17 protein-coding genes are annotated in these 19,438 nt (G+C 70.0%); 13 read left to right on the top strand and 4 right to left on the bottom strand.

Annotated features, from left to right (window positions below):
• Positions 1-28 precede the first annotated feature (28 nt).
• From ABZX61_RS07345 to ABZX61_RS07330, 4 genes are all read left to right on the top strand, one after another.
• Positions 29-892, top strand: coding sequence for a LysR family transcriptional regulator (locus ABZX61_RS07345; RefSeq protein ID WP_355192287.1), 864 nt, complete (start codon positions 29-31; stop codon positions 890-892).
• Positions 893-956: 64 nt separating this feature from the next.
• Positions 957-1,691: a TetR/AcrR family transcriptional regulator gene (locus ABZX61_RS07340; protein ID WP_355192285.1), complete on the top strand. Its 735-nt coding sequence runs from the start codon at positions 957-959 to the stop codon at positions 1,689-1,691.
• 85 nt (positions 1,692-1,776) lie between these two features.
• Positions 1,777-2,217: a YciI family protein gene (locus ABZX61_RS07335; RefSeq protein ID WP_355192283.1), complete on the top strand. Its 441-nt coding sequence runs from the start codon at positions 1,777-1,779 to the stop codon at positions 2,215-2,217.
• Positions 2,218-2,313: 96 nt separating this feature from the next.
• A complete protein-coding gene (locus ABZX61_RS07330; protein ID WP_355192281.1) occupies positions 2,314-3,594 on the top strand; it encodes an RNA polymerase sigma factor in 1,281 nt (426 codons plus the stop codon).
• 75 nt (positions 3,595-3,669) lie between these two features.
• On the opposite strand, the gene ABZX61_RS07325 is transcribed toward ABZX61_RS07330, so the two are convergent.
• On the bottom strand, positions 3,670-4,884 hold the full coding sequence (locus ABZX61_RS07325; protein WP_355192279.1) for a barstar family protein: 1,215 nt from the start codon (positions 4,882-4,884) through the stop codon (positions 3,670-3,672).
• A 427-nt stretch (positions 4,885-5,311) separates the two neighbouring features.
• Here ABZX61_RS07325 and ABZX61_RS07320 point away from each other — a divergent pair, with 427 nt between their 5' ends.
• The 6 genes from ABZX61_RS07320 to ABZX61_RS07295 all read left to right on the top strand — a co-directional run bounded on the left by ABZX61_RS07320 (position 5,312) and on the right by ABZX61_RS07295 (position 11,901).
• The gene (locus ABZX61_RS07320) at positions 5,312-6,658 is read left to right on the top strand and encodes an extracellular solute-binding protein (RefSeq protein WP_355192277.1); all 1,347 of its coding nucleotides are present in this window, start codon (positions 5,312-5,314) and stop codon (positions 6,656-6,658) included.
• Positions 6,659-6,727: 69 nt separating this feature from the next.
• Complete coding sequence (locus ABZX61_RS07315; protein ID WP_355192275.1) at positions 6,728-7,684, top strand: sugar ABC transporter permease; 957 nt, start codon at positions 6,728-6,730, stop codon at positions 7,682-7,684.
• Positions 7,681-8,511, top strand: a complete 831-nt coding sequence (locus ABZX61_RS07310; RefSeq protein ID WP_350726814.1) for a carbohydrate ABC transporter permease — start codon at positions 7,681-7,683, stop codon at positions 8,509-8,511. The genes ABZX61_RS07315 and ABZX61_RS07310 overlap by 4 nt, the downstream gene beginning before the upstream one ends.
• Positions 8,508-9,917: a GH1 family beta-glucosidase gene (locus ABZX61_RS07305; RefSeq protein ID WP_355192273.1), complete on the top strand. Its 1,410-nt coding sequence runs from the start codon at positions 8,508-8,510 to the stop codon at positions 9,915-9,917. Before ABZX61_RS07310 ends, ABZX61_RS07305 begins: the two co-directional genes overlap by 4 nt.
• Positions 9,898-10,896 carry a LacI family DNA-binding transcriptional regulator gene (locus ABZX61_RS07300; protein ID WP_350726810.1) on the top strand — a complete coding sequence of 333 codons (999 nt, stop codon included), beginning with the start codon at positions 9,898-9,900 and terminating at the stop codon, positions 10,894-10,896. Before ABZX61_RS07305 ends, ABZX61_RS07300 begins: the two co-directional genes overlap by 20 nt.
• 9 nt (positions 10,897-10,905) lie before the next feature.
• Positions 10,906-11,901, top strand: coding sequence for an aminoglycoside phosphotransferase family protein (locus ABZX61_RS07295; protein WP_350726808.1), 996 nt, complete (start codon positions 10,906-10,908; stop codon positions 11,899-11,901).
• Here ABZX61_RS07295 and ABZX61_RS07290 read toward each other — a convergent pair.
• Together ABZX61_RS07290 and ABZX61_RS07285 are read right to left on the bottom strand one after the other, a co-directional pair.
• Positions 11,845-14,064: a M64 family metallopeptidase gene (locus ABZX61_RS07290; protein WP_355192270.1), complete on the bottom strand. Its 2,220-nt coding sequence runs from the start codon at positions 14,062-14,064 to the stop codon at positions 11,845-11,847. The genes ABZX61_RS07295 and ABZX61_RS07290 overlap by 57 nt on opposite strands.
• A gap of 51 nt (positions 14,065-14,115) precedes the next feature.
• Positions 14,116-15,105: an anti-sigma factor gene (locus ABZX61_RS07285; RefSeq protein WP_355192268.1), complete on the bottom strand. Its 990-nt coding sequence runs from the start codon at positions 15,103-15,105 to the stop codon at positions 14,116-14,118.
• A gap of 117 nt (positions 15,106-15,222) precedes the next feature.
• Between ABZX61_RS07285 and ABZX61_RS07280 the strand changes: the two genes are divergently transcribed.
• From ABZX61_RS07280 to ABZX61_RS07270, 3 genes are all read left to right on the top strand, one after another.
• Entirely contained in the window at positions 15,223-16,419 is a 1,197-nt protein-coding gene (locus ABZX61_RS07280) for an FAD-dependent oxidoreductase (RefSeq protein ID WP_355192266.1), read from the top strand.
• Positions 16,420-16,511: 92 nt separating this feature from the next.
• On the top strand, positions 16,512-17,849 hold the full coding sequence (locus tag ABZX61_RS07275; RefSeq protein WP_355192264.1) for a class II 3-deoxy-7-phosphoheptulonate synthase: 1,338 nt from the start codon (positions 16,512-16,514) through the stop codon (positions 17,847-17,849).
• A gap of 440 nt (positions 17,850-18,289) precedes the next feature.
• The gene (locus tag ABZX61_RS07270) at positions 18,290-19,057 is read left to right on the top strand and encodes an SAM-dependent methyltransferase (protein ID WP_355192262.1); all 768 of its coding nucleotides are present in this window, start codon (positions 18,290-18,292) and stop codon (positions 19,055-19,057) included.
• Positions 19,058-19,072: 15 nt separating this feature from the next.
• Here the strand turns inward: ABZX61_RS07270 and ABZX61_RS07265 are convergent, their stop codons facing one another.
• Complete coding sequence (locus ABZX61_RS07265) at positions 19,073-19,438, bottom strand: thioredoxin family protein (protein ID WP_355192260.1); 366 nt, start codon at positions 19,436-19,438, stop codon at positions 19,073-19,075.

Below are 19,438 nucleotides of genomic sequence, written 5' to 3'. Positions count from 1 at the left end.
GGTCAAATACCAATTAAGGTATGCCGGTATGACATTGGCGCAGCTTAGGGCCCTGGTCGCGGTCGCCGAACACGGCGGCTTCACCGCCGCCGCCGAGCACACCGGCATGTCCCAGCCCGCAGTCAGCCGCGCCATCGCCGCCCTCGAACGCGAGCTCGGCGCCGCCCTGTTCGTCCGCCACCGCGACGGCATCGCCCTCACCGAGGCCGGCCGGCGAGCCCTCGCCCGCGCCCGCGAGACCCTGCGCCACTTCGACCTCATCCGCGCCGACGTGGCCGCCGCCGGCGGCCAGATCACCGGCGAACTCCGCCTGGCCAGTCTCCCCAGCGCCACCGGCACGCTCGTCGCCAAGCTGCTGCGCGCGTTCACCGACCGCTACCCGCAGGTCCGCGTACGCCTCTTCGAGGGCATGGACGACGACATCCGCGAATGGCTGCACCGCGGCGCCGCCGAGGTCGGCGTCGTCACCCTCCCCGCGCCCGGCCTGCACACCGTCCACCTGAGCACCCACGACATGGTCGCCGTGCTGCCCGCCGATCACCCCCTGGCCGCCCGCCCGGCCGTCACTCTCGCCGATCTGGAGGACAGGCCGTTCATCCTGACCACCGCCGGCTGCCGTCCCCTCATCATGGGTGCGGCGCTGACGGCCCAGGTAAAGCTCGACGTCGCCTTCGAGGCCAGCGGACCCGCCGCCATCCTGGAGATGGTGGCCGCGGGGCTGGGCGTCAGCATCGTCCCGACCCTCGGCCTCCCCGCCGACCTGGGCACCGTCGCCACCCGGCCCCTGGAGCCGAAGATGACCCGTTCGCTGGCCCTGGCCGTTCCGTCGGCGGACGACTGCGCCCCGACCGCACGCGCATTTCTCGACCAGCTCGGCTCCTTTACATTGTAGATCAGCGTGTACGTCGTCTACTTTTGATACGTTGTACACCGACGCGTCGAGAGGAGGGCGATCCATGGCTGCCCCGCGCAAGCCCAATGACAGGCCCCCGCTGTGGTCCCGCCTCGAGCGGCCGGCGCCCGCCCCCCGCCAGACCCTGACCCCGCACCGCATCGCCACCGCCGCCGTGGGCGTCGCGGACGCGGAGGGCCTCGACGCCATCACCATGCGGCGGCTGGCCACCGAGCTGGGCGTCGCCCCGATGGCCGCGTACCGTTACGTGTCGGGCAAGGACGAGCTGCTGGAGCTGATGGCCGACCACGCCTACGGCGAGCTGGAGCTGCCCGGCGAGACGGCGGGATGGCGGGAGACGCTGCGGGAGATCGCCGTCAGGACGCGCGAGCTGATGCTGAAGCACCTCTGGCTCGCCCAGCTCCCGCCGAGCGCGATGCTCGCCGTCACCCCCAACCGCCTGGCGGTGGCGGAACGCTCGCTGCGCGCCGTCGACGGCCTGGGCCTGGACGCCGACACCAAGATGGCCGTCGTCAACACCGTCGGCTCCTACACGCAGGGAGTCACCGGCGCCGAGATCGCGATGCGCCGGCTCATGGCGGGTCAGGGCTGGTCCAGCGAGCAGCAGGTCTACCTCAGCATGGCCCCGCAGCTCACGTACCTCCTCGACACCGGCCGCTACCCCGGCTTCCGGCAGTACATCTACGAGGGCAGGCACAAGGACCGGCCGGGCTGGCAGTTCGAGACCGGGCTCGAGTACGTTCTGGACGGCATCGCGGCCCGGCTGTTCGCGAATTGAATCTCTCGCGTATGTGTCGATCCCGCCTGTCGCCGTTCGACGCGTTCGACGAGAGCTCGAACCGGACGAAAGAGAGACACCACCCATGAAATTCATGATCGTCGGCAAGGCCAACGCGGAGACCGAGGCCGGGGCGCTGCCCAGCCAGGAGGTCGTGGACAACATGCACGCCTACAACGAGGCGCTGACCAAGGCGGGCGTGCTGCTGGCGGCCGAAGGGCTCTACCCGAGCTCGCAGGGGGCCCAGATCGCCTACAGCGGCGGCAAGGCGACCGTGATCGACGGCCCCTTCGCCGAGGCCAAGGAGCTCATCGCCGGCTTCTGGCTGATCCAGGTCAAGTCCCGGGAAGAGGCGATCGAATGGGCGATGCGCGTGCCGGTGCCGCCGGGGTACGACGGGATCGGGCTGGACGTGTGGCGGGTGTTCGACGCTTCGGACGTACCGGACGATTCGCTGCCCGCGAGCGAGCGGGAACGCGAACAAGCACTGCGCGACCGCCTCGGCGCCCACACGCCCAACCCCTGACCCACCCGCACGCGCCCGCCCCGGCACTGTCAGGCACGCGCTCAGGGGACGGGACGCGGGTTGCCAGCGGCGCCTTCGGGCTGCTCTCATGGGCCGGTGACGGCTTCCGACACCGACGACCAGGCCACCTCCCGCCGTGGGACGGAGACCCATCGGGCCATCGAGGCGGTGTGGCGGATCGAGGCGGCCCGGCTCATCGCCGGGCTCGCGCGACTGGTGCGCGACGTCGGCCTGGCCGAGGAACTGGCCCAGGACGCGCTGGTCGCCGCCCTGGAGCAGTGGCCGGAGTCCGGCGTGCCCCGCAACCCCGGCGCCTGGCTGATGACGGTGTCGAAGCGCCGCGCCATCGACCTGATCCGCAGGAACGAACGCCTCGAACGTAACCTGATCGAGCTCGGCCACCGGCTCGACACGGACGAGGACCTGCCCGAGGTGGACGAGATCGAGGACGACCTCCTGCGGCTGGTGTTCACGGCGTGCCACCCGGCGCTCTCCGTGGAGGCCCGGGTGGCCCTCACGCTCCGCGTGCTCGGCGGCCTGACCACCGACGAGATCGCCCGCGCGTTCCTGGTCCCGGAGTCCACGGTGGCGCAGCGGATCGTCCGCGCCAAACGGACCCTGGCCGACAAGGAGATCCCCTTCGAGGTCCCCCAAGCCACCGAGCTGTCGGCGCGCCTGGAATCGGTCCTGGAGGTCATCTATCTGATCTTCAACGAGGGCTATTCGGCGACGGCCGGCGACGACTGGATGCGTCCCGCCCTGTGCGAGGACGCGCTCCGGCTGGGCCGGGTCCTGGCCGGCCTGATGCCCAAGGAGCCGGAGGTGCACGGCCTGGTCGCCCTCATGGAGATCCAGGCCTCCAGATCGGCGGCCCGCGTGAGCCCGTCCGGCGAGCCCATCCTCCTCCTCGACCAGAACCGCGCCCGCTGGGACCGGCTCCTCATCCACCGCGGCCTCACCGCCCTGGACCAGGCCGAGAAGCTGGGGGACGGCATGCTCGGCCCGTACACCCTCCAGGCCGCCATCGCCGCCTGCCACGCGCGCGCTCTCAACCCGGAGGACACCGACTGGGTACGCATCGCGAGCCTGTACGAGGCGCTGGCCAAGCTGTCCCGCTCCCCCATCGTCGAGCTCAACCGGGCCGTCGCCCTCTCCATGGCCTACGGCCCGGCGGTCGGCCTCCAGCTCCTCGACCAGATCGCCGACGAGCCGTCCCTCAAGGACTACCACCTGCTGCCGAGCGTACGAGGAGACCTGCTCTTCAAGCTGGGCCGGAAGGAGGAGGCCCGCACCGAGTTCGAGAGGGCGGCGGACATGACCCGCAATGCCCGCGAACGCACCCTCCTCCGGGAACGCGCCACCGCCTGCCGCACATGATCCATCCCGGCGGCCGGCCCTCGGCCACCCACTGGCGCCTCACGCGCAGCGGCGGTCCGGAAGACGAGAGGCGGGTCAGTGGAGCTCGACCTCGACACCACGATCGGAGAAGATCTCCAGGAGGTCGTCCAGTTCGACGTTCGGTCTCCAACACCGCGGGTTGTGGGTGGGCCGATCGTAACCCGGGACCAGATGCCGGCGAGCCACGTCGGAGTGGTGCCAGACCAGCCGGAATGGCCCGGCGGCGCCCCATCCGCCGAAGAGGCAGTCATACAGGCCATCGAGGTTCGAGCCGAAATAGCCGCCGGGACCGTTGATCGCCTCTCCGACGGCGCAGTAGAAGGCGTCGATGTCGGTGACGAAACGGCCGTCGAGGTGACATGTCGTGCCGGCCGGCTTGTCAGGCAGGCCCCGAGGGCGATGGCAGGCCGCCACGCCCAGCCATTCGCGCCGCAGCAGTCGGTCGTAACGTGCCCACAGGTTGGGCTCGGCCGGGCCGCCGTCGTACCACATCTGGAAGATCTCACGGGCGCCGCTCAGCCACGGCTCCTCCACCCCGCCGTCCAAGGCGATGTCCAGCAGACCGTCGCATAACCTCGACGGCCGGGCGGAGACGACAGCGGCTGACAGCAGCCCGCCCCCTCCGGCGATGCGTCCGTCGCGCTGGATGGCCAGGATGGACGCCGTGATCCTGCGTCCCTCGACGGCCCCCACCAGCGGCGCTTCGGGACGGAAGCCGATCAGCGTCACCGGCCGGACGGGCGCGGCGGGGCGCACGCGGAAGACTCCGGCGACGTCCAGGCACTCGCCGAGCTTCTCGTTGTCAAGCGCGGACAGCCGGAACCCCGCCACGTCGGGCTTCACCTCCGGCAACCCGTGCTCCGGAAACAGCCGGATATATCCGCGTAAGTCGAGGTCCACCAGGCCATCCCGCTCCGCCGACGGGCGTCGGCCGACCACGGTGACGTCGATGAGCTCCTCCTCGCACGTGCACCCGTGCTCGTACGTCCAGCACTTGGCGGGCCGGTGCTCCGGCCGGTGGACGGGCGTCAGGGCGACGCTGGGCAGCCACGCCCGCTCGGTCCCCAAATGCCGCAGCGCCTCCAGCAGCGGACCCGCGGGATCGCAACCGAGCAGGGTGAAGGTCTCAGGCGGAGGGACGGGCTCGGGATCCGCGAAGAGGCCGTCGATGTCGTGGCACACGCCCAGCGTGACGTCCGGCTCACCCACCTCTCCGGTGTACTCGTCCAGCAGCAACCACCGCGCGCCCGATAAGGCAGAAGTCATCATCACAACGGACCCTAACGGCTGGGCGGTACCGGCGTTCCGGGGCCCCGTCGTACGATCCACCGGCGTCCCCGTTTCAGCGAGATCGCACCGCCGGAGGCGGCTCGGGGGGCTTACGCTTCCGACTGGGGTTCTCACTGGTGGGGTGACCGGGAGAAAGCGTGGTGGGTGCGGGTGACATGCCCTTGATGCGACACAAAAGATGCCTCTTGAGGTGGGAGCGCTCCCAAGCCGCCCTTTGCGAGGTATAACGCGAAAAATCCGGTTCTAGAGTGACAAACCGCCTCATTGGTAACGGTTGCGTTTCGGTGGATTGACGTGCAGACCACGTAAGTGCACCCTTTGTGGGAGCGCTCCCAAAGACTCCCACCGCGGCGGAGCGCGAGCCGCGGTGCACTCCCCCAACATTCACCCGAGAAGGGGTCCACCCATGATGATCAGCAAGCGTCGCGGCGGTCTCGCCGCGGCCTCTGCCCTGGCCGTGGCGGCGCTGACCGTCGCGTCCTGCAGCTCCGGCGGCGGCACCGCCACGGGGTCCAGCAGCGCTCCCGCCTCCTCCGCGGCGGCTGAGCCGGTCACCATCCGCGTTCAGACCTTTGGCGGCGGCACCAACTTCGGCTACAAGAACGCCATCACGAAGTGGAACGCCGAGCACAAGGACATCCAGATCAAGGAAGAGCACCTGACCGACCAGTTCGAGCAGCAGTACTGGCCGCAGATGATCCAGTGGTTGCAGGCCGGCAACGGCGCTGGCGACGTGGTCGGCATCGACGAGGGCGGCATGGGCCTGGCCAAGGCGCACCCCGAATGGTGGGCCGACCTCAAGGAGTACGGCCTGGAGTCCCGCAAGGCGGACTTCCCGGCGTGGAAGTGGGAGAACGGCGTCACGGCCGACGGCAAGCTGTTCGGCCTGGGCACCGACATCGGCGGCATGAGCCTCTGCTACCGCACGGACCTGTTCAAGAAGGCCGGGCTGCCGACCGAGCGTGACAAGGTCAGCGCGCTCTGGCCGACCTGGGACGAGTTCATGAACGTCGCCAAGACGTTCCAGTCGAAGGTCAAGGGCACCAAGTTCGCCGACGGCACGAACACGCTCTACCAGGTCGTCCTCTACCAGGAGGCGGCCAAGAACGGCAACGTGACGTACTTCGACAAGGACAACAACCTCATCGTCGACAAGAACCCGGCGGTGAAGGCGGGCTTCGACTTCGCCACGAAGATGAGCCAGCAGGGCCTGACCGCCAAGCTGCGCAACTTCACCGACGAGTGGGCGGCGGGCACCCAGAAGGGCGCGTTCGCCACGGTCGGCTGCCCGTCCTGGATGCTCGGCGTGGTCAGCGGCAACGCCGGCGACGGCGGCAAGGGCAAGTGGGACGTGGCCGGCGTGCCGGGCGGCGGCGGCAACTGGGGCGGCTCCTGGCTGGCCGTGCCCAAGCAGTCGAAGCACCCGAAGGAAGCCGCGATGGTCGCCGACTTCCTGACCAACGCGCAGACCGAGGCGAGCATCTTCACGGACTTCGGCAACATGCCGAGCAACACGAAGGCCCAGCAGGACCCGGCCGTGCAGGGCGCGAAGAACGAGTTCTTCGACGACGCCCCCATCGGTGAGATCTTCGCCAAGTCCGCGTCGAGCCTTCAGCCGGTCTTCCTCGGCGTGAAGCACGCCCAGGTCAAGAACGCCATCGAGTCCGTCATCCAGGGCATGGACGACGGCTCCGTCCCGTACGACAAGGCCTGGCAGCAGCTGGTCGACGACGCGGTGAAGGCCGCGGGCTAGTCTCCCCGCCCGGCCCGCGAGCAGCGGGCCGGGCGTGTTGCCGACGACAAGCTGCCGAAAGGTTCCGTTATGAGCCTCGACACCCTTCCGCGGGCGGCGCGGAACAACCATCGCCGCGCCCGTCCGCCCGGCCACCGCTGGCGTTCACGATTCGACGTCAAAGCGATGCCGTACGCCCTGGTGTCCCCTTATTTCCTGCTGTTCGCCGCCTTCGGGCTGTTCCCGTTGGCCTTCACCCTGTACTACTCGCTCTACGACTACGACCTGGCCGGGACCGTGGAGTGGACCGGGCTGGGCAACTACACCGCCCTGCTCGGGGACGAGGACTTCTGGAACGCCGTGGTCAACACGGTGGGCATGTTCCTCCTCGCCACCGTCCCCCAGATGATCCTCGCGCTGCTCCTGGCCAACGCGCTGAACAAGCGCCTGAAGCTCCGCCTGGCCATCCGCATGAGCGTGCTGCTGCCGCTGGTCACGTCGGTGGTCGCGGTCGCGGTGGTGTTCACGCAGCTGTACGCCCGCGACTGGGGCCTGGTCAACTGGATCCTGAGCGGGTTCGGCGTGGACAAGACGAACTGGCGGGCCGAGCGCATCCCGTCGTGGATCGCCATCGCCACCATGGTCGACTGGCGCTGGACCGGCTACAACGCGATCATCTTCCTGGCCGGCATGCAGACGATCCCCCGCGACCTGTACGAGGCCGCCGCGATCGACGGCGCGTCGCGGCGCAGGCAGTTCTGGCAGATCACGCTGCCGATGCTGCGCCCGACGATGATCTTCGTGGTGCTCAACTCCACGATCGGCGGCCTGACGCTGTTCTCCGAGCCGACCACGTTCTACAACGGCAACGTCGACGGCGGCTCGCAGGGACAGTTCCAGACGGTGGCCATGTTCATCGTCAAGCAGGGCTTCCGCGAGTTCGACTACGGCTACGCCGCGGCGGCCGCCTGGCTGCTGTTCCTGCTCATCCTCATAGGAGCGGCGATCAACTTCCTGTTCGTGCGCAGGCTCGGGGGCACCCGATGAACAACTTCTCCCCGACCCTCGCCACCCGGCTCATGCTGGCCCTGGCCGTCCTGCTGTCGGCGTTCCCTCTGTACTGGATGCTCGTCATCGCCTCCCGTACGAACGCCGACGCCGTCGCGATGCCGCCGCCGTTCCTGCCGGGCGGGAACCTGGGCGAGAACATCGTCGCGGTGCTCAACAACGAGGACGCCAAGTTCCTGCTGGGCCTGACGAACTCGTTCATCGTGTCGAGCATCGTCACCGTCTCCGTGGTGATCATCTCCACGCTGGCCGGCTTCGCCTTCGCGAACCTGAGCTTCAAGGGCAGGAACCTGCTGCTGGTGCTCGTGCTGCTGACGATGGCGGTGCCGTTGCAGCAGATGGGCGTGGTGCCCCTCTACCGGCTCATGGTGAGCCTGGAGTGGACCGGCACGCTCAAGGCGGTCATCCTCCCGTACCTGCTCAACGGGTTCGGCGTGTTCCTGATGACGCAGTACACTCGCCAGGCCGTGCCGATGGAGCTGGTCGAGGCCGCCCGGGTGGACGGCGCCGCCACGCTGCGGATCTGGTGGAACGTCGTCCTGCCCGCCGTACGTCCGGGCATGGCGGTGCTCGGCATCAACACGTTCATGCTCATGTGGAACGACTTCATGTGGCCGCTGATCGTGCTGACCCCGGACAACCCGACCGTGCAGATCGCGATCACCTCGCTCAACGCCAGGTTCTCCACGAACTACACGTTGATCTTCGCGGGAACGGCGTTGTCCATCATTCCGCTCATCGCAGTATTCGTCGCATTCGGCCGCCAGATCGTCGGCGGCCTCATGGAAGGTGCGGTCAAGGCGTGACGACACAAGAGGAACAGACGCGTGCCGGGCTGCGCTTCCCTACGGGCTTCACGTGGGGCGCGGCGACCTCGGCGTACCAGATCGAGGGCGCGGTCGACGAGGACGGGCGCGGCGTCTCCATCTGGGACACCTTCACCAAGACGCCGGGCCGGATTCTCAACGGCCACAACGCGGACGTGGCCATCGACCACTACCACCGGTACCGGGAAGACGTCCGGATCATGGCGGAGCTGGGCCTGGCGGCCTATCGCTTCTCGGTCTCCTGGCCCCGCATCCAGCCCACCGGCTCCGGCCAGACCAACCAGAAGGGTCTGGACTTCTACAAGCGGCTCGCCGACGAGCTCCGCCGGCACTCCATCGACCCCTGGCTCACGCTCTACCACTGGGACCTGCCCCAGGAGCTGGAGGACAAGGGCGGCTGGCCCAACCGCGACACGGCCTACCGCTTCGCCGACTACGCCGCGGTCGTGCACGAGGCGCTGAAGGACCACATCCACACCTTCAGCACCGTCAACGAGCCGTGGTGCGCCGCGTTCCTCGGCTACGCCTCGGGGGAGCACGCCCCCGGCAGGCGTGAGCCGCAGAACGCGATCAGGGGCGCGCACCACCTCAACCTGGCGCACGGGCTGGCCGTCCAGGCGATGGACGCCCGGCGCGTCGGCGGCTGCGTGAACCTGTACGCGGTCACCCCCGCCACCGACAGCGCGGAGGACCTGGAGGCCGCCCGGCGCATCGACGGGCTGCAGAACAGGTTCTTCCTGGACGCGCTGCTCACCGGCCGCTATCCGGAGGACGTGCTGGCCGACCTGCCGCTCGAGATCGACTTCATCGAGCCCGGCGACATGAAGACCATCAACGCACCCATCGACCTGCTGCTCGTCAACTACTACAGCCGCTTCACGGTCTCGGGAGCACCAGGCGGCAGGCAGTCGGCGGCGGCGGCCCCCACGGACTCGGCCTCGCCGTGGGTGGGCAGCGAGCACGTGTCGTTCGTCAGCGCCGGCTACCCGGTCACCGCGATGGGCTGGGAGATCGACGAGAGCGGCCTGGTGGAGGTGCTCACGAGGATCGCGCGGGAGTACCCGCCGATCCCCATGGTGGTCTCCGAGAACGGCGCCGCCTTCGAGGACGTGCTCGAGGACGGCCGGATCCACGACCGGGAGCGGCAGGCGTACGTGGAGGCGCACCTCGGCGCCTGCAAGGCGGCCATCGAGGCCGGCGTGCCCCTGGAGGGCTATTTCGCCTGGTCACTGATGGACAACTTCGAGTGGGCCTGGGGCTACGGCAAGCGGTTCGGCCTGGTGCGCGTGGACTTCGAGACGCAGGAACGGCTGATCAAGGACAGCGCGCTCTGGTACTCGGAGATCATCCGGCAGAATAGGCGCCATGAACCGACCGACTCTTGAGGCAGTCGCGGCTCGGGCCGGGGTGGGCCGGGGCACGGTGTCTAGAGTCATCAACGGCTCGCCGAACGTCAGCGCCAAGGCCCGCGAGGCCGTGGAGCTGGCCATCCGCGAGCTGGGCTACGTGCCCAACCGTGCGGCGCGCGCCCTGGTGACGCGCCGCACCGACGCGGTGGCCCTGGTGGTGTCCGAGTCGCAGCTGCGGGTGTTCGACGACCCGTTCTTCGCGGGCACCATCCGCGGCATCGGCTCGGCGCTGTCGGAGACCGGGCTGCAGCTCATCCTGGCGATGGCCCGCACCACCGAGGAGTACGACCGGCTGGAGCACTACCTGACCGGGCAGCACGTCGACGGCGTGCTGCTCCTGTCGCTGCACGGCGCCGACCCGCTGCCGGGGCGGCTCGAGGAGATGGGCGTGCCGACCGTGCTCGGCGGCCGGCCCGTCGGGCTCGACCCCTACAGCTACGTCGACATGGACAACCGGGCGGGGGCCCGGCAGGCGGTCAAACACCTGCTGGGCCTCGGCCGCACGCGCATCGCCGCCATCGCCGGTCATCAGGACATGGGCGTGGGCGTCGACCGTCTGGCCGGCTATCGCGACGCGCTGTTGCCCGCCGGGCTGCCGGAGCTGGTGGTGTACGGCGACTTCTCGGAGGAGAGCGGCTCGGCGGCGATGACCCAGCTGCTGGCGAGCCATCCCGATCTCGACGCGGTCTTCGCCGCGTCCGACCCGATGGCCCTGGGCGCGATGCGCGTGCTCAAGGCGGCGGGGCGGGCGATCCCGGAGGACGTGGCGGTGATCGGGTTCGACGACTCCAAGGCCGCGCTGCACGCCGACCCGCCGCTGACCACCGTCCACCAGCCGACCGAGCAGATGGGCCGGCAGATGGCGCAGCTGCTGGTGGCCCGGATCAACGGCGAGGAACTGCGCCAGCCGGTCGTGATCCTCGACACCCACCTGGTACGCCGGCAGTCAGCGTGAAAGGCTCCCGTGGACAGTAGAACCAAGCGCCGCTTATCCGACGCCGAGCTCGACGCCCTGCTCCGCCGCGCGCTGGGCACGGGCGTCGTGGCCGTCACCGAGCTCACCGACGGCTACGCCAACGCCGTCTGGCGGCTCAAGCTGGACGACGGACGCGAGGTGGTGCTCAAGCTGTCCCCGCCGCCCGACCTCGACCAGCTCAGCTACGAGCGCAACCTGCTGCGTATGGAGGCCGCCGCGTACGAGCTGGCGGCGCAGGCGGGCGTGCCGGTGGCGACGCTGCTGCGCGCCGAGTTCGACGACCCGGTGCTGGGCGGCGACTACCTGCTGCTCGACGCGCTCGACGGGGTCTCGTGGAACGACGTCAAGCCGGAGGGCGAGGAGGCGCTGCGCCGGGAGCTGGGCCGCCACCTGGCCAGGTTCAACGCGGTGAGCGGCGAGGTCTTCGGTTACCCGCACGCCGGGATCGTCGGCGCCACCTGGCGGCAGGCGTTCCTGGCGATGGTGGGGGCGCTGGTCGGCGACACCGAGCGCTATCCGACGCCGCTGCCGCGCTCCCCCGGGGAGATCATGGCGCTGATCGAGGCGGCGTCGCCGGTGCTGGACGAGGTGACGACGCCGCGGCTGGTGCACTTCGACGTCTGGCCGGGCAACGTCTTCCTCGACGTCAGCGGCCCGCCCCGGATCCAGGCCATCATCGACCACGAACGGGCCTTCTGGGGCGACCCGCTCGCCGAGTTCGTCACGCCGACGATCTTCGGCGAGCTGGCGGAGGACGACCCGCTGCTGGCGGGCTACCGTGAGGTGACGCCGCTGGAGCTCACCCCGGCGGCGCGCACCCGCATCGACCTCTACCGCGCCTATCTCTACCTGATCCTGCTGGTGGAGAACGGACCCCGGCAGTATCCGGAGGAGGAGTACGCCAGGCTCCGCGAGGCCTCGTTCGGCTCACTTACCGCGGTGCTCGACCGCCTCGTAGGCGCCTCCCCTGGCGGCCGCGGCTAGCCGGATGCACGCTCTGGCGCCCTTGTTGGGCACGCCGAGGTCGACGGGTTTGTCACCTGTGCACAGCAGCGCGCCGCTGATCGTGCTGCCCGACAGGATCGGCGCGGTGTTGCCGGTCAGCAGGACGGCGCCGCGCAGGTCGGCGCCCACGATGGTCAGCGCCTTGGCGCCGCTGACGTTGAGCGCGCCGGTGAGGGAGGCCTTGAGCAGGTGTACGGCGGCGGGCTGCGCCGCGGTCAGCGTGCCGGCGATCCGGCCGCCCTTGACCACGAGCGAGGCTCCGGGCTTCACCGTGATGGGCCCGCTGATCTGGGCGCCGTCCAGGCAGGTGACGCCGTCGGCGGCGACGAGGGCGCCCTGGTAGACGCCGGTGATCGTGCGGGTGCAGGCGGGCGGCGGGGCGATCGTGGTGACGGTGAAGCTCTTCGGCGTGCCCTGGTTGCCCGCGGCGTCGATCGAGCGGTATTCGATCGTGTGCCGGCCGCGCGGCAGCTTCCCGTACACGAGGGAGTCGATGACCGTGCCCTCCTCGCTGAACGTCCACGGCAGCTCCGAGGAGGTGGGCCAGCCGAAGTAGTTGAACCAGCCGTCCCCGTCCACCCGGGACTCCGAGACCACGTAGCCGCCGCGGTCGTCCTCGCTCGCCAGCCGCATGGAGAAGGGGCCGTTGTAGACGTAGGCGTCGCCGACCGCGGCCAGCGGCTCGGACAGCTCGTAGCGGGTGGCGGGCAGGCTCGCGTCGATCTGCCAGTTGAGGGTCTGGCCGCCGAGGGCGGCGGTGAGGGCGTGCGTGCCCGGTTGCAGGTTCAGCCTGCCCAGGTCGAGGTCGGTGCCGGTGCCCGCCGGGCGGCCGTCCACGGTCCACGTCACCTCGGGCACGGTCGCGGCCGGATGGGCGGTCTCCACGTACACGACGTCGGCGCGGCCCAGCGGCCGGTCGGTGGGGGTGGAGGAGACGAACGCGGGCTCGGCGCCGTCCGGCGGGGTGGTCAGCGACGTGTCCACCGTCCAGGTGCGGGACTTGGTGATGGCCGCCCTGATCGCCGGGTCCCTGACGAACGCGGTCGGGTCCGAGACGGTGGCCGTGACCGTGTGCGTGCCCGGGGTGAGGCCGAGGGTGCGCAGGTCGAGGGCGTCCTCGTGGCTCGCGAGGTCCTTGCCGTCCACGTTCCAGGTGGTCGTCAGCGAGTGGCCGACGGGGCGCATCGGCTCGACCCACAGCACCCGGTCGGCGCCGACGGGCTGCTGGTTGGGCGTGGCGTCCTGGATGACCATGGTCTTGGCGGTGATGCGCTGGACCATGACCTCGCGGCTGACCTGGTCGTAGGCGTAGCCGAGGGTCTTCATCATCGAGTGCCGGCTGGGCCGCCAGACGCCGGTCGTGTAGTACAGGCCGCCCTCGTAGCGGCCGATGGGGCCGCCCGACTCGCTGGGCTCGCCCAGCCAGCGCCACCACTTCTTCTGCTGGTCCTTCATCTGCTGCTCGGTCAGCAGCGTGTGGTGGGGGCTGGACGGCTCGGCTCCCGGGTAGGCGCCGCCGGGGACGCCGCGCTGGTAGTAGTCGTACTCGTCCTGGAGGCCGCCCAGGGAGTGGCCCAGCTCGTGCGGGCTGATCAGGGCGGACATGCTGTTGCTGCCCGAGGCGGTGGCGTACGAGCCGCCGGCGCCGCCGTACGTGCCGCTGTTGCCGAGCGCGAGGATCTGCCGGTTGCCGGAGGAGGTGCCGGTGACCATGTCGGCGTAGCGGGTGGCGGCGGTGTTGTCCATGGTGATCAGGCGCTGGACGCTGCCGGGGTTGCAGCGGCCCCAGAAGCCCATGCCGAGCGGGGTGACCTTCTTCGGCGAGTCCAGTCCGGGGTCGCAGCTGATGCCCGACTCGCCGGAGACGATGTCCACGCGGTAGACGTTGATGTAGTTGCGATACGTCTTGAACGGCTCGATCGACCACATCACGTTGAGGTGCCGGTCCACGTCGGCCCGGAATTTGGCCTGTTCCGGCTCGGTGTAGCCGTCCCCCATGATGATCAGGTTGAATCGCCTGGCCGGGGAGCCCGTGACCTGGACGGGCACCACGGTGGCCGCGCCCGCCTCGGCGGCCGCCGCGGGCACGGGTAACACGGGTAACAGTGCGGCGGCCAGCGCCAGGGCCGCGAAGATACGCATGCCCTGCACTATCTACGATCAAACGCGCGTGACCAAGTCCCTAACTGCGTGTCAGGCCTCAGGGAGCTCGGCCAGCAGGATCGGCTGGGTCGTGGGCCTGCCGGAACCGGCCGCCGGCTCGACCGTGAGCGCCACGCGGTCGTCCCCCCGCTCCGGCGTGATCAGCAGGGGTGCGGTCAGGCCGCCCTCGGCCCGGTCGAGCATCCCGGCGGGGCGGGGGCCGTCCGGGCCCATCAGCCACAATTCGTATCCCTTGGAGCGGGGCAGTTCGGCCAGGCCGGACGAGGCGAACACCATGCGTCCCCTGGCGCGGGAGATCACGACCGTGCCGGTGCCGCCGGAGGTGGCGGGCTGACGTACCGTCTCGGCGTCGGGCGCGGCCAGCACGGCGATCACCTCGTCATTCCTGGCGGTCAGGTCGCTCAGGTCGCGGCGGGCGTCCAGGGCGACGGCTCCGAGCGCGACCGCGGCCGCCGCGGCCACGGCCGCCAGGCCCGCCGTCACCTTGGCCCGGCGGCGCCTGAGGAGCACGACGCGGCCGCCCTCGCGAGCCGCCGGGAGCTCCGGCGCGGTCCTGAACGCGGGGGGCCGCTCGGGCTCGGGCGGGATCCTGAGCGTCGGCGAGTCCTCCGGCGCGGACGGGATCCTGAGCGTCGGCGAGTCCTCCGGCTCGGACGGGGGCGCGGACGGGGACGCGGATGAGGGTACGTGCGGGGCCACAGGCGGGGCTGCGGGCGTGCGTGACGCCGGGGGCCGCCAGATGGTCGGGCTGTCGTCGGGCACCGCTCCTGACCCCCGCTCCGGGCGTTCCTCGGGCCGCCGCAGCTCGTGGGCGGCATCGAGCAGGCGCTGCCGGAGCGTGGCGGGCGGCGGCTCGGCCACCGCCTCGGCGAGCCTGGCCGCCGTCTCCCGCAGCCGCCGGACCTCCATCCAGCAGGCCGAGCACGCCAGCAGGTGCTCCTCGTACAGCACCCACTCGGCGTACGGCAGTGCGTGCACGGCGTAGGCGCCCGAGAGGGTGTGGAGTTCGTCCGTCATCATCCACTCCCTTTGTGAGAGGCGGCTCACGCATGTACTTCGGCGGCTCGGGCATGTCGGATGGCTGCGAGGGCTTGCTCTTTTCTCATGACGTGAGACAATCTCATCGGGTGATGAATTATGAGCTGTGTAGTAGCAGGGGGCGGACCGGCCGGCGCGATGCTGGCGCTGCTCCTGGCCAGGGCAGGAGTCGAGGTCACGCTGCTGGAGAAGCACGGCGACTTCCTGCGTGACTTCCGGGGCGACACGATCCATCCGTCCACGCTGCAGGTCCTCGACGAGCTGGGGCTGGCCGAGGAGTTCCTGAAGATCCCCCATCGCAAGGCGTACGGGCTCAGCATGGTGACCGACCGCGGCGACGCCAGGCTGGCGAGCCTGCGCGGGCTGCCCGGCAAGTACGACTACATCGCGTTCGTACCGCAATGGGATTTCCTCAACCTCATCACGTCGGCCGCCACCCGGTATCCGAGTTTCCGGCTGCTGATGAACGCGGAGGCGTACGACCTGATCCGCGACGGCCAGACCGTGCGCGGCCTGCGCTATCGGGACGAGTCGGGCGAGCACGAGATCAGGGCCGACCTCACCGTCGCCGCCGACGGGCGGCACTCGACCCTGCGCGAGCGCGCCGGGCTCGTGCCGGAGGAGCTCGGCGCGCCGATGGACGTGGTGTGGTTCCGGCTGCCCCGGCACCCGTCCGACCGTGACGACTCGTTCCTGCGGATCTCCGGCGGACGCATGATGGTGTCCATCAACCGGCAAAGTTATTGGCAACTCGCGTACGCGATCCCCAAGGGCGGGTTCGACGAGCTGGTGCGCGCTGGGATCGACGCGCTCCGCGAGCCGGTCGCGGAGCTGCTGCCGTGGCTGGCCGACCGGATCGGGCAGATCGGGAGCTACGACGACGTCAGCGTGCTCACCGTCGCGCTCAACCGGCTGCACCGCTGGCACCGGCCCGGATTCCTGTGCATCGGGGACGCCGCGCACGCCATGTCGCCGGTGTTCGGGGTGGGGATCAACCTGGCCGTCCAGGACGCGGTCGCCACCGCCAACCTGCTGGCCGGCTCGCTCAGGTCCGGCGCGCCGATCCCCGAATCCACCCTGCGCCTGGTGCAGAAGCGGCGGATGCCGCCCACGCGCGTCACGCAGGCGGCCCAGCGGGTGGTCCAGAATCTGGTGATCAAGCGGGCACTCAGTAACAGGCTCGACCCGTCCAGGATGCCCCGCGACCTGACGCGGATCCCCCTGCTCAGGCGGGTGGCCCGGCGTTTCATCGGGCTGGGGGTGCGGCCCGAGCACGTGTCCGTAAAGGAAGTTTGACCGCCTCTGAGTCCTCAGGGGTACAACTGCATTCTCACAACGTGGACAACGAGGTCCGTGGGCCCGTAGCCAGTGGATTACCCTCGTATCTCGTGAGCAGCAATCTCGTGGATCTCGATTCCTGGCGAGCCCTCCCCGCGGCGCAGCAACCTGACTGGCCCGACCGCGGCGAGCTCGACAAGGTCGTCGCCGAGCTCGGCGGCCTGCCCCCACTGGTCTTCGCCGGCGAGTGCGACCAGCTCAAGGAGCAGCTGGCCGCAGTCGCCCGGGGCGAGGCCTTCGTCCTGCAGGGCGGCGACTGCGCGGAGACCTTCTCCGGCGCGACCGCCGACAACGTGCGCAACAAGCTCAAGACGCTGCTGCAGATGGCGATCGTGCTGACGTACGCGGGCAAGGTGCCGGTCGTGAAGATCGGCCGGGTCGCGGGCCAGTTCGCCAAGCCGCGTTCCAAGGGCAGCGAGACCCGTGACGGGATCGAGCTGCCCGCCTACCGGGGCGACATGGTCAACGGGTTCGACTTCACCGCCGAGTCTCGCCGGCCCGATCCGTGGCGGCTGCTCAAGGCGTACCACTCCTCGGCCGTGACCCTCAACCTCGCCCGCGCGTTCACCAAGGGCGGCTACGCCGACCTGCGCCAGGTGCACGCGTGGAACCAGGACTTCGTGGCCGAGTCGCCCGCCGGGCGCCGCTACGAGCAGCTGGCCAGGGAGATCGACCAGGCGCTCGCGTTCATGCGGGCCTGCGGGGCCGATCCCGAGGAGTTCCACACCGTGGAGTTCTACTCCTCGCACGAGGCGCTCATCCTCGACTACGACCGCGCACTCACGCGCATCGACTCGCGTACGGGGCTGCCGTACGACGTGTCGGCGCACATGGTCTGGATCGGCGAGCGCACCCGCCAGCTCGAAGGGGCGCACGTCGACTTCTTCGCCCGCATCCGCAACCCGATCGGCGTCAAGCTCGGGCCCACCACGTCGCCCGACGAGGCCCTGGGCCTCATCGAGAAGCTCAACCCGGGCAACGAGGCGGGGCGGCTCACGTTCATCACCCGCATGGGCGCCTCCAAGATCCGCGAGCACCTGCCGGCCCTGGTCAAGGAGGTCACGGCCACGGGGGCGCGGGTCGCGTGGATCTGCGACCCGATGCACGGCAACACCTTCGAGGCGCCCAGCGGGCACAAGACCCGCCGGCTCGACGACGTGCTGGACGAGGTGGCGGGCTTCTTCGAGGTGCACCGGTCGCTGGGCACGCATCCCGGCGGGATCCACATCGAGTTCACCGGTGACGACGTGACGGAGTGCGTGGGCGGCGGGCACGAGATCGCCGAGGACGACCTCGCGACCCGCTACGAGACGGCCTGCGACCCGCGGCTCAACCGCGGCCAGTCCCTCGACCTCGCCTTCCGCGTCGCCGAGCTCTACCGCGGCTGACCTCACCGCGCCTTCAAGGGGACGCGCCCGCCTTCCAGGCCCGCGTCCCCTTTCTGCTGCCCGCCCCACTTCGACGCCTGCCTTGCCGCCCGCCTCACTTCGACGTGCCGCCCCTGCGCGAGCGGCGCCGGCGCCAGAGGGTCCAGCGCACGGCGGCAGCGCGGCGGCGGTCGGGTGAAACGCGGGGGCCCCTCCCACGACGGCACCCGTCCGATGGCGGCGGCTCACCCACGGCGGCGCGGTCGGGGGTGCGGTGGCGGGTGGGTCTCAGGGGGCCCGCCGGGGGGCTGTGTCACGGGGTGCGAGGGGTGTGGGGCGGGGGGTGATGGTGATACGTGATGTACGTCTCATTGGTGCCGCGAGTAGAACCAAATTCCGGGGAAACCGGGTAAACCGCGGCTATGATCGCCCGCAAATAGGGCGATATTTCAGGAGAAATCGTGGACAGTGCCCCGGAGGGGGTGGACCCTAACGTCCCCAACGTCGCGCGGATGTACGACTACTTCCTCGACGGCAAGGACAACTTCGCGGCCGACCGGGCAGCCGCCGAGCAGATCCTGCAGACGTTCCCCAACACCAGGGAGGGTGCCCGGGCGAACAGGGCGTTCCTGCGCCGCGCCGTGCGGCACCTGGTCGATTCGGGGGTGCGGCAGATCGTCGACCTCGGCGCGGGCCTGCCGACCCAGGGGAACACGCACGAGATCGCCCCTGAGGCGCGGATCGTCTACGTGGACAACGACCCCGTGGTCTGCGTGCACGGCAGGGCGCTGCTGGCCAGGACAGAGGACGTGCACTTCCTGCAGGCGGACGTACGCGAGACCGACACGCTGCTGCACAAGCTGGGCGACGTGATCGACTTCGATCGGCCGGTGGCGTTCCTGATGCTGGCCATCCTGCACTTCATCCCGGACTACGTCGCGTACGACATGGTGGCCAAGCTGCGGGCGGCGAGCGCGCCCGGGAGCCGGCTGGTGATCAGCCATGCCATCGACACCACGCCGGACACCACCCCGCAGGCCATCGAGATCTACCGGAGGGCCACGGCCGCGCTGAGCCTGCGGACGGGTGAGGAGATCCTGCGCTTCTTCGAGGGGTACGAGCTGGAGGAGCCCGGGCTGACGTACCCGAACGGCTGGAGGCCCGACGACCCGGACGCGCCCGGCAACGGGATCACATTCGGGTACGTCGGGGTCGCCCGCAAGCCCTGAGACCCCTGGGAAGGGTCAGTTCTGCTTCATCTCCTCGGCGAGCTCGGCCCTGATGGCGTCCATGTCGAGCGCCCGCACCTGCCTGATCAGGTCCTCCAGTGCGGGCCCCGGGATGGCGCCAGCCTGGGCGAAGACCACGATGCCGTCGCGGATGGCCATGAGCGTCGGGATCGAGGTGATGTCGAAGCCCTGGGCGAGCCCCTGCTCGGCATCGGTGTCGATCTTGCCGAACGTGATGTCCTCGTGCAGGCCCGAGGCCTGCTCGAAGATCGGACCGAACTTCTTGCACGGCGGGCACCACTCCGCCCAGAAGTCGAGCAGCACGATCCCCTTGTCGGCGATGTCGTTGAAGTTCTGCTCTGTTACTTCGATGGTCGCCAC

This window comes from Nonomuraea sp. NPDC003709, from assembly GCF_040610775.1.
GTDB lineage: Bacteria > Actinomycetota > Actinomycetes > Streptosporangiales > Streptosporangiaceae > Nonomuraea > Nonomuraea angiospora_A.
The sequence above is the reverse complement of the archived record's forward strand: the minus strand, read 5'-3'. Positions and strand labels throughout refer to the sequence as shown.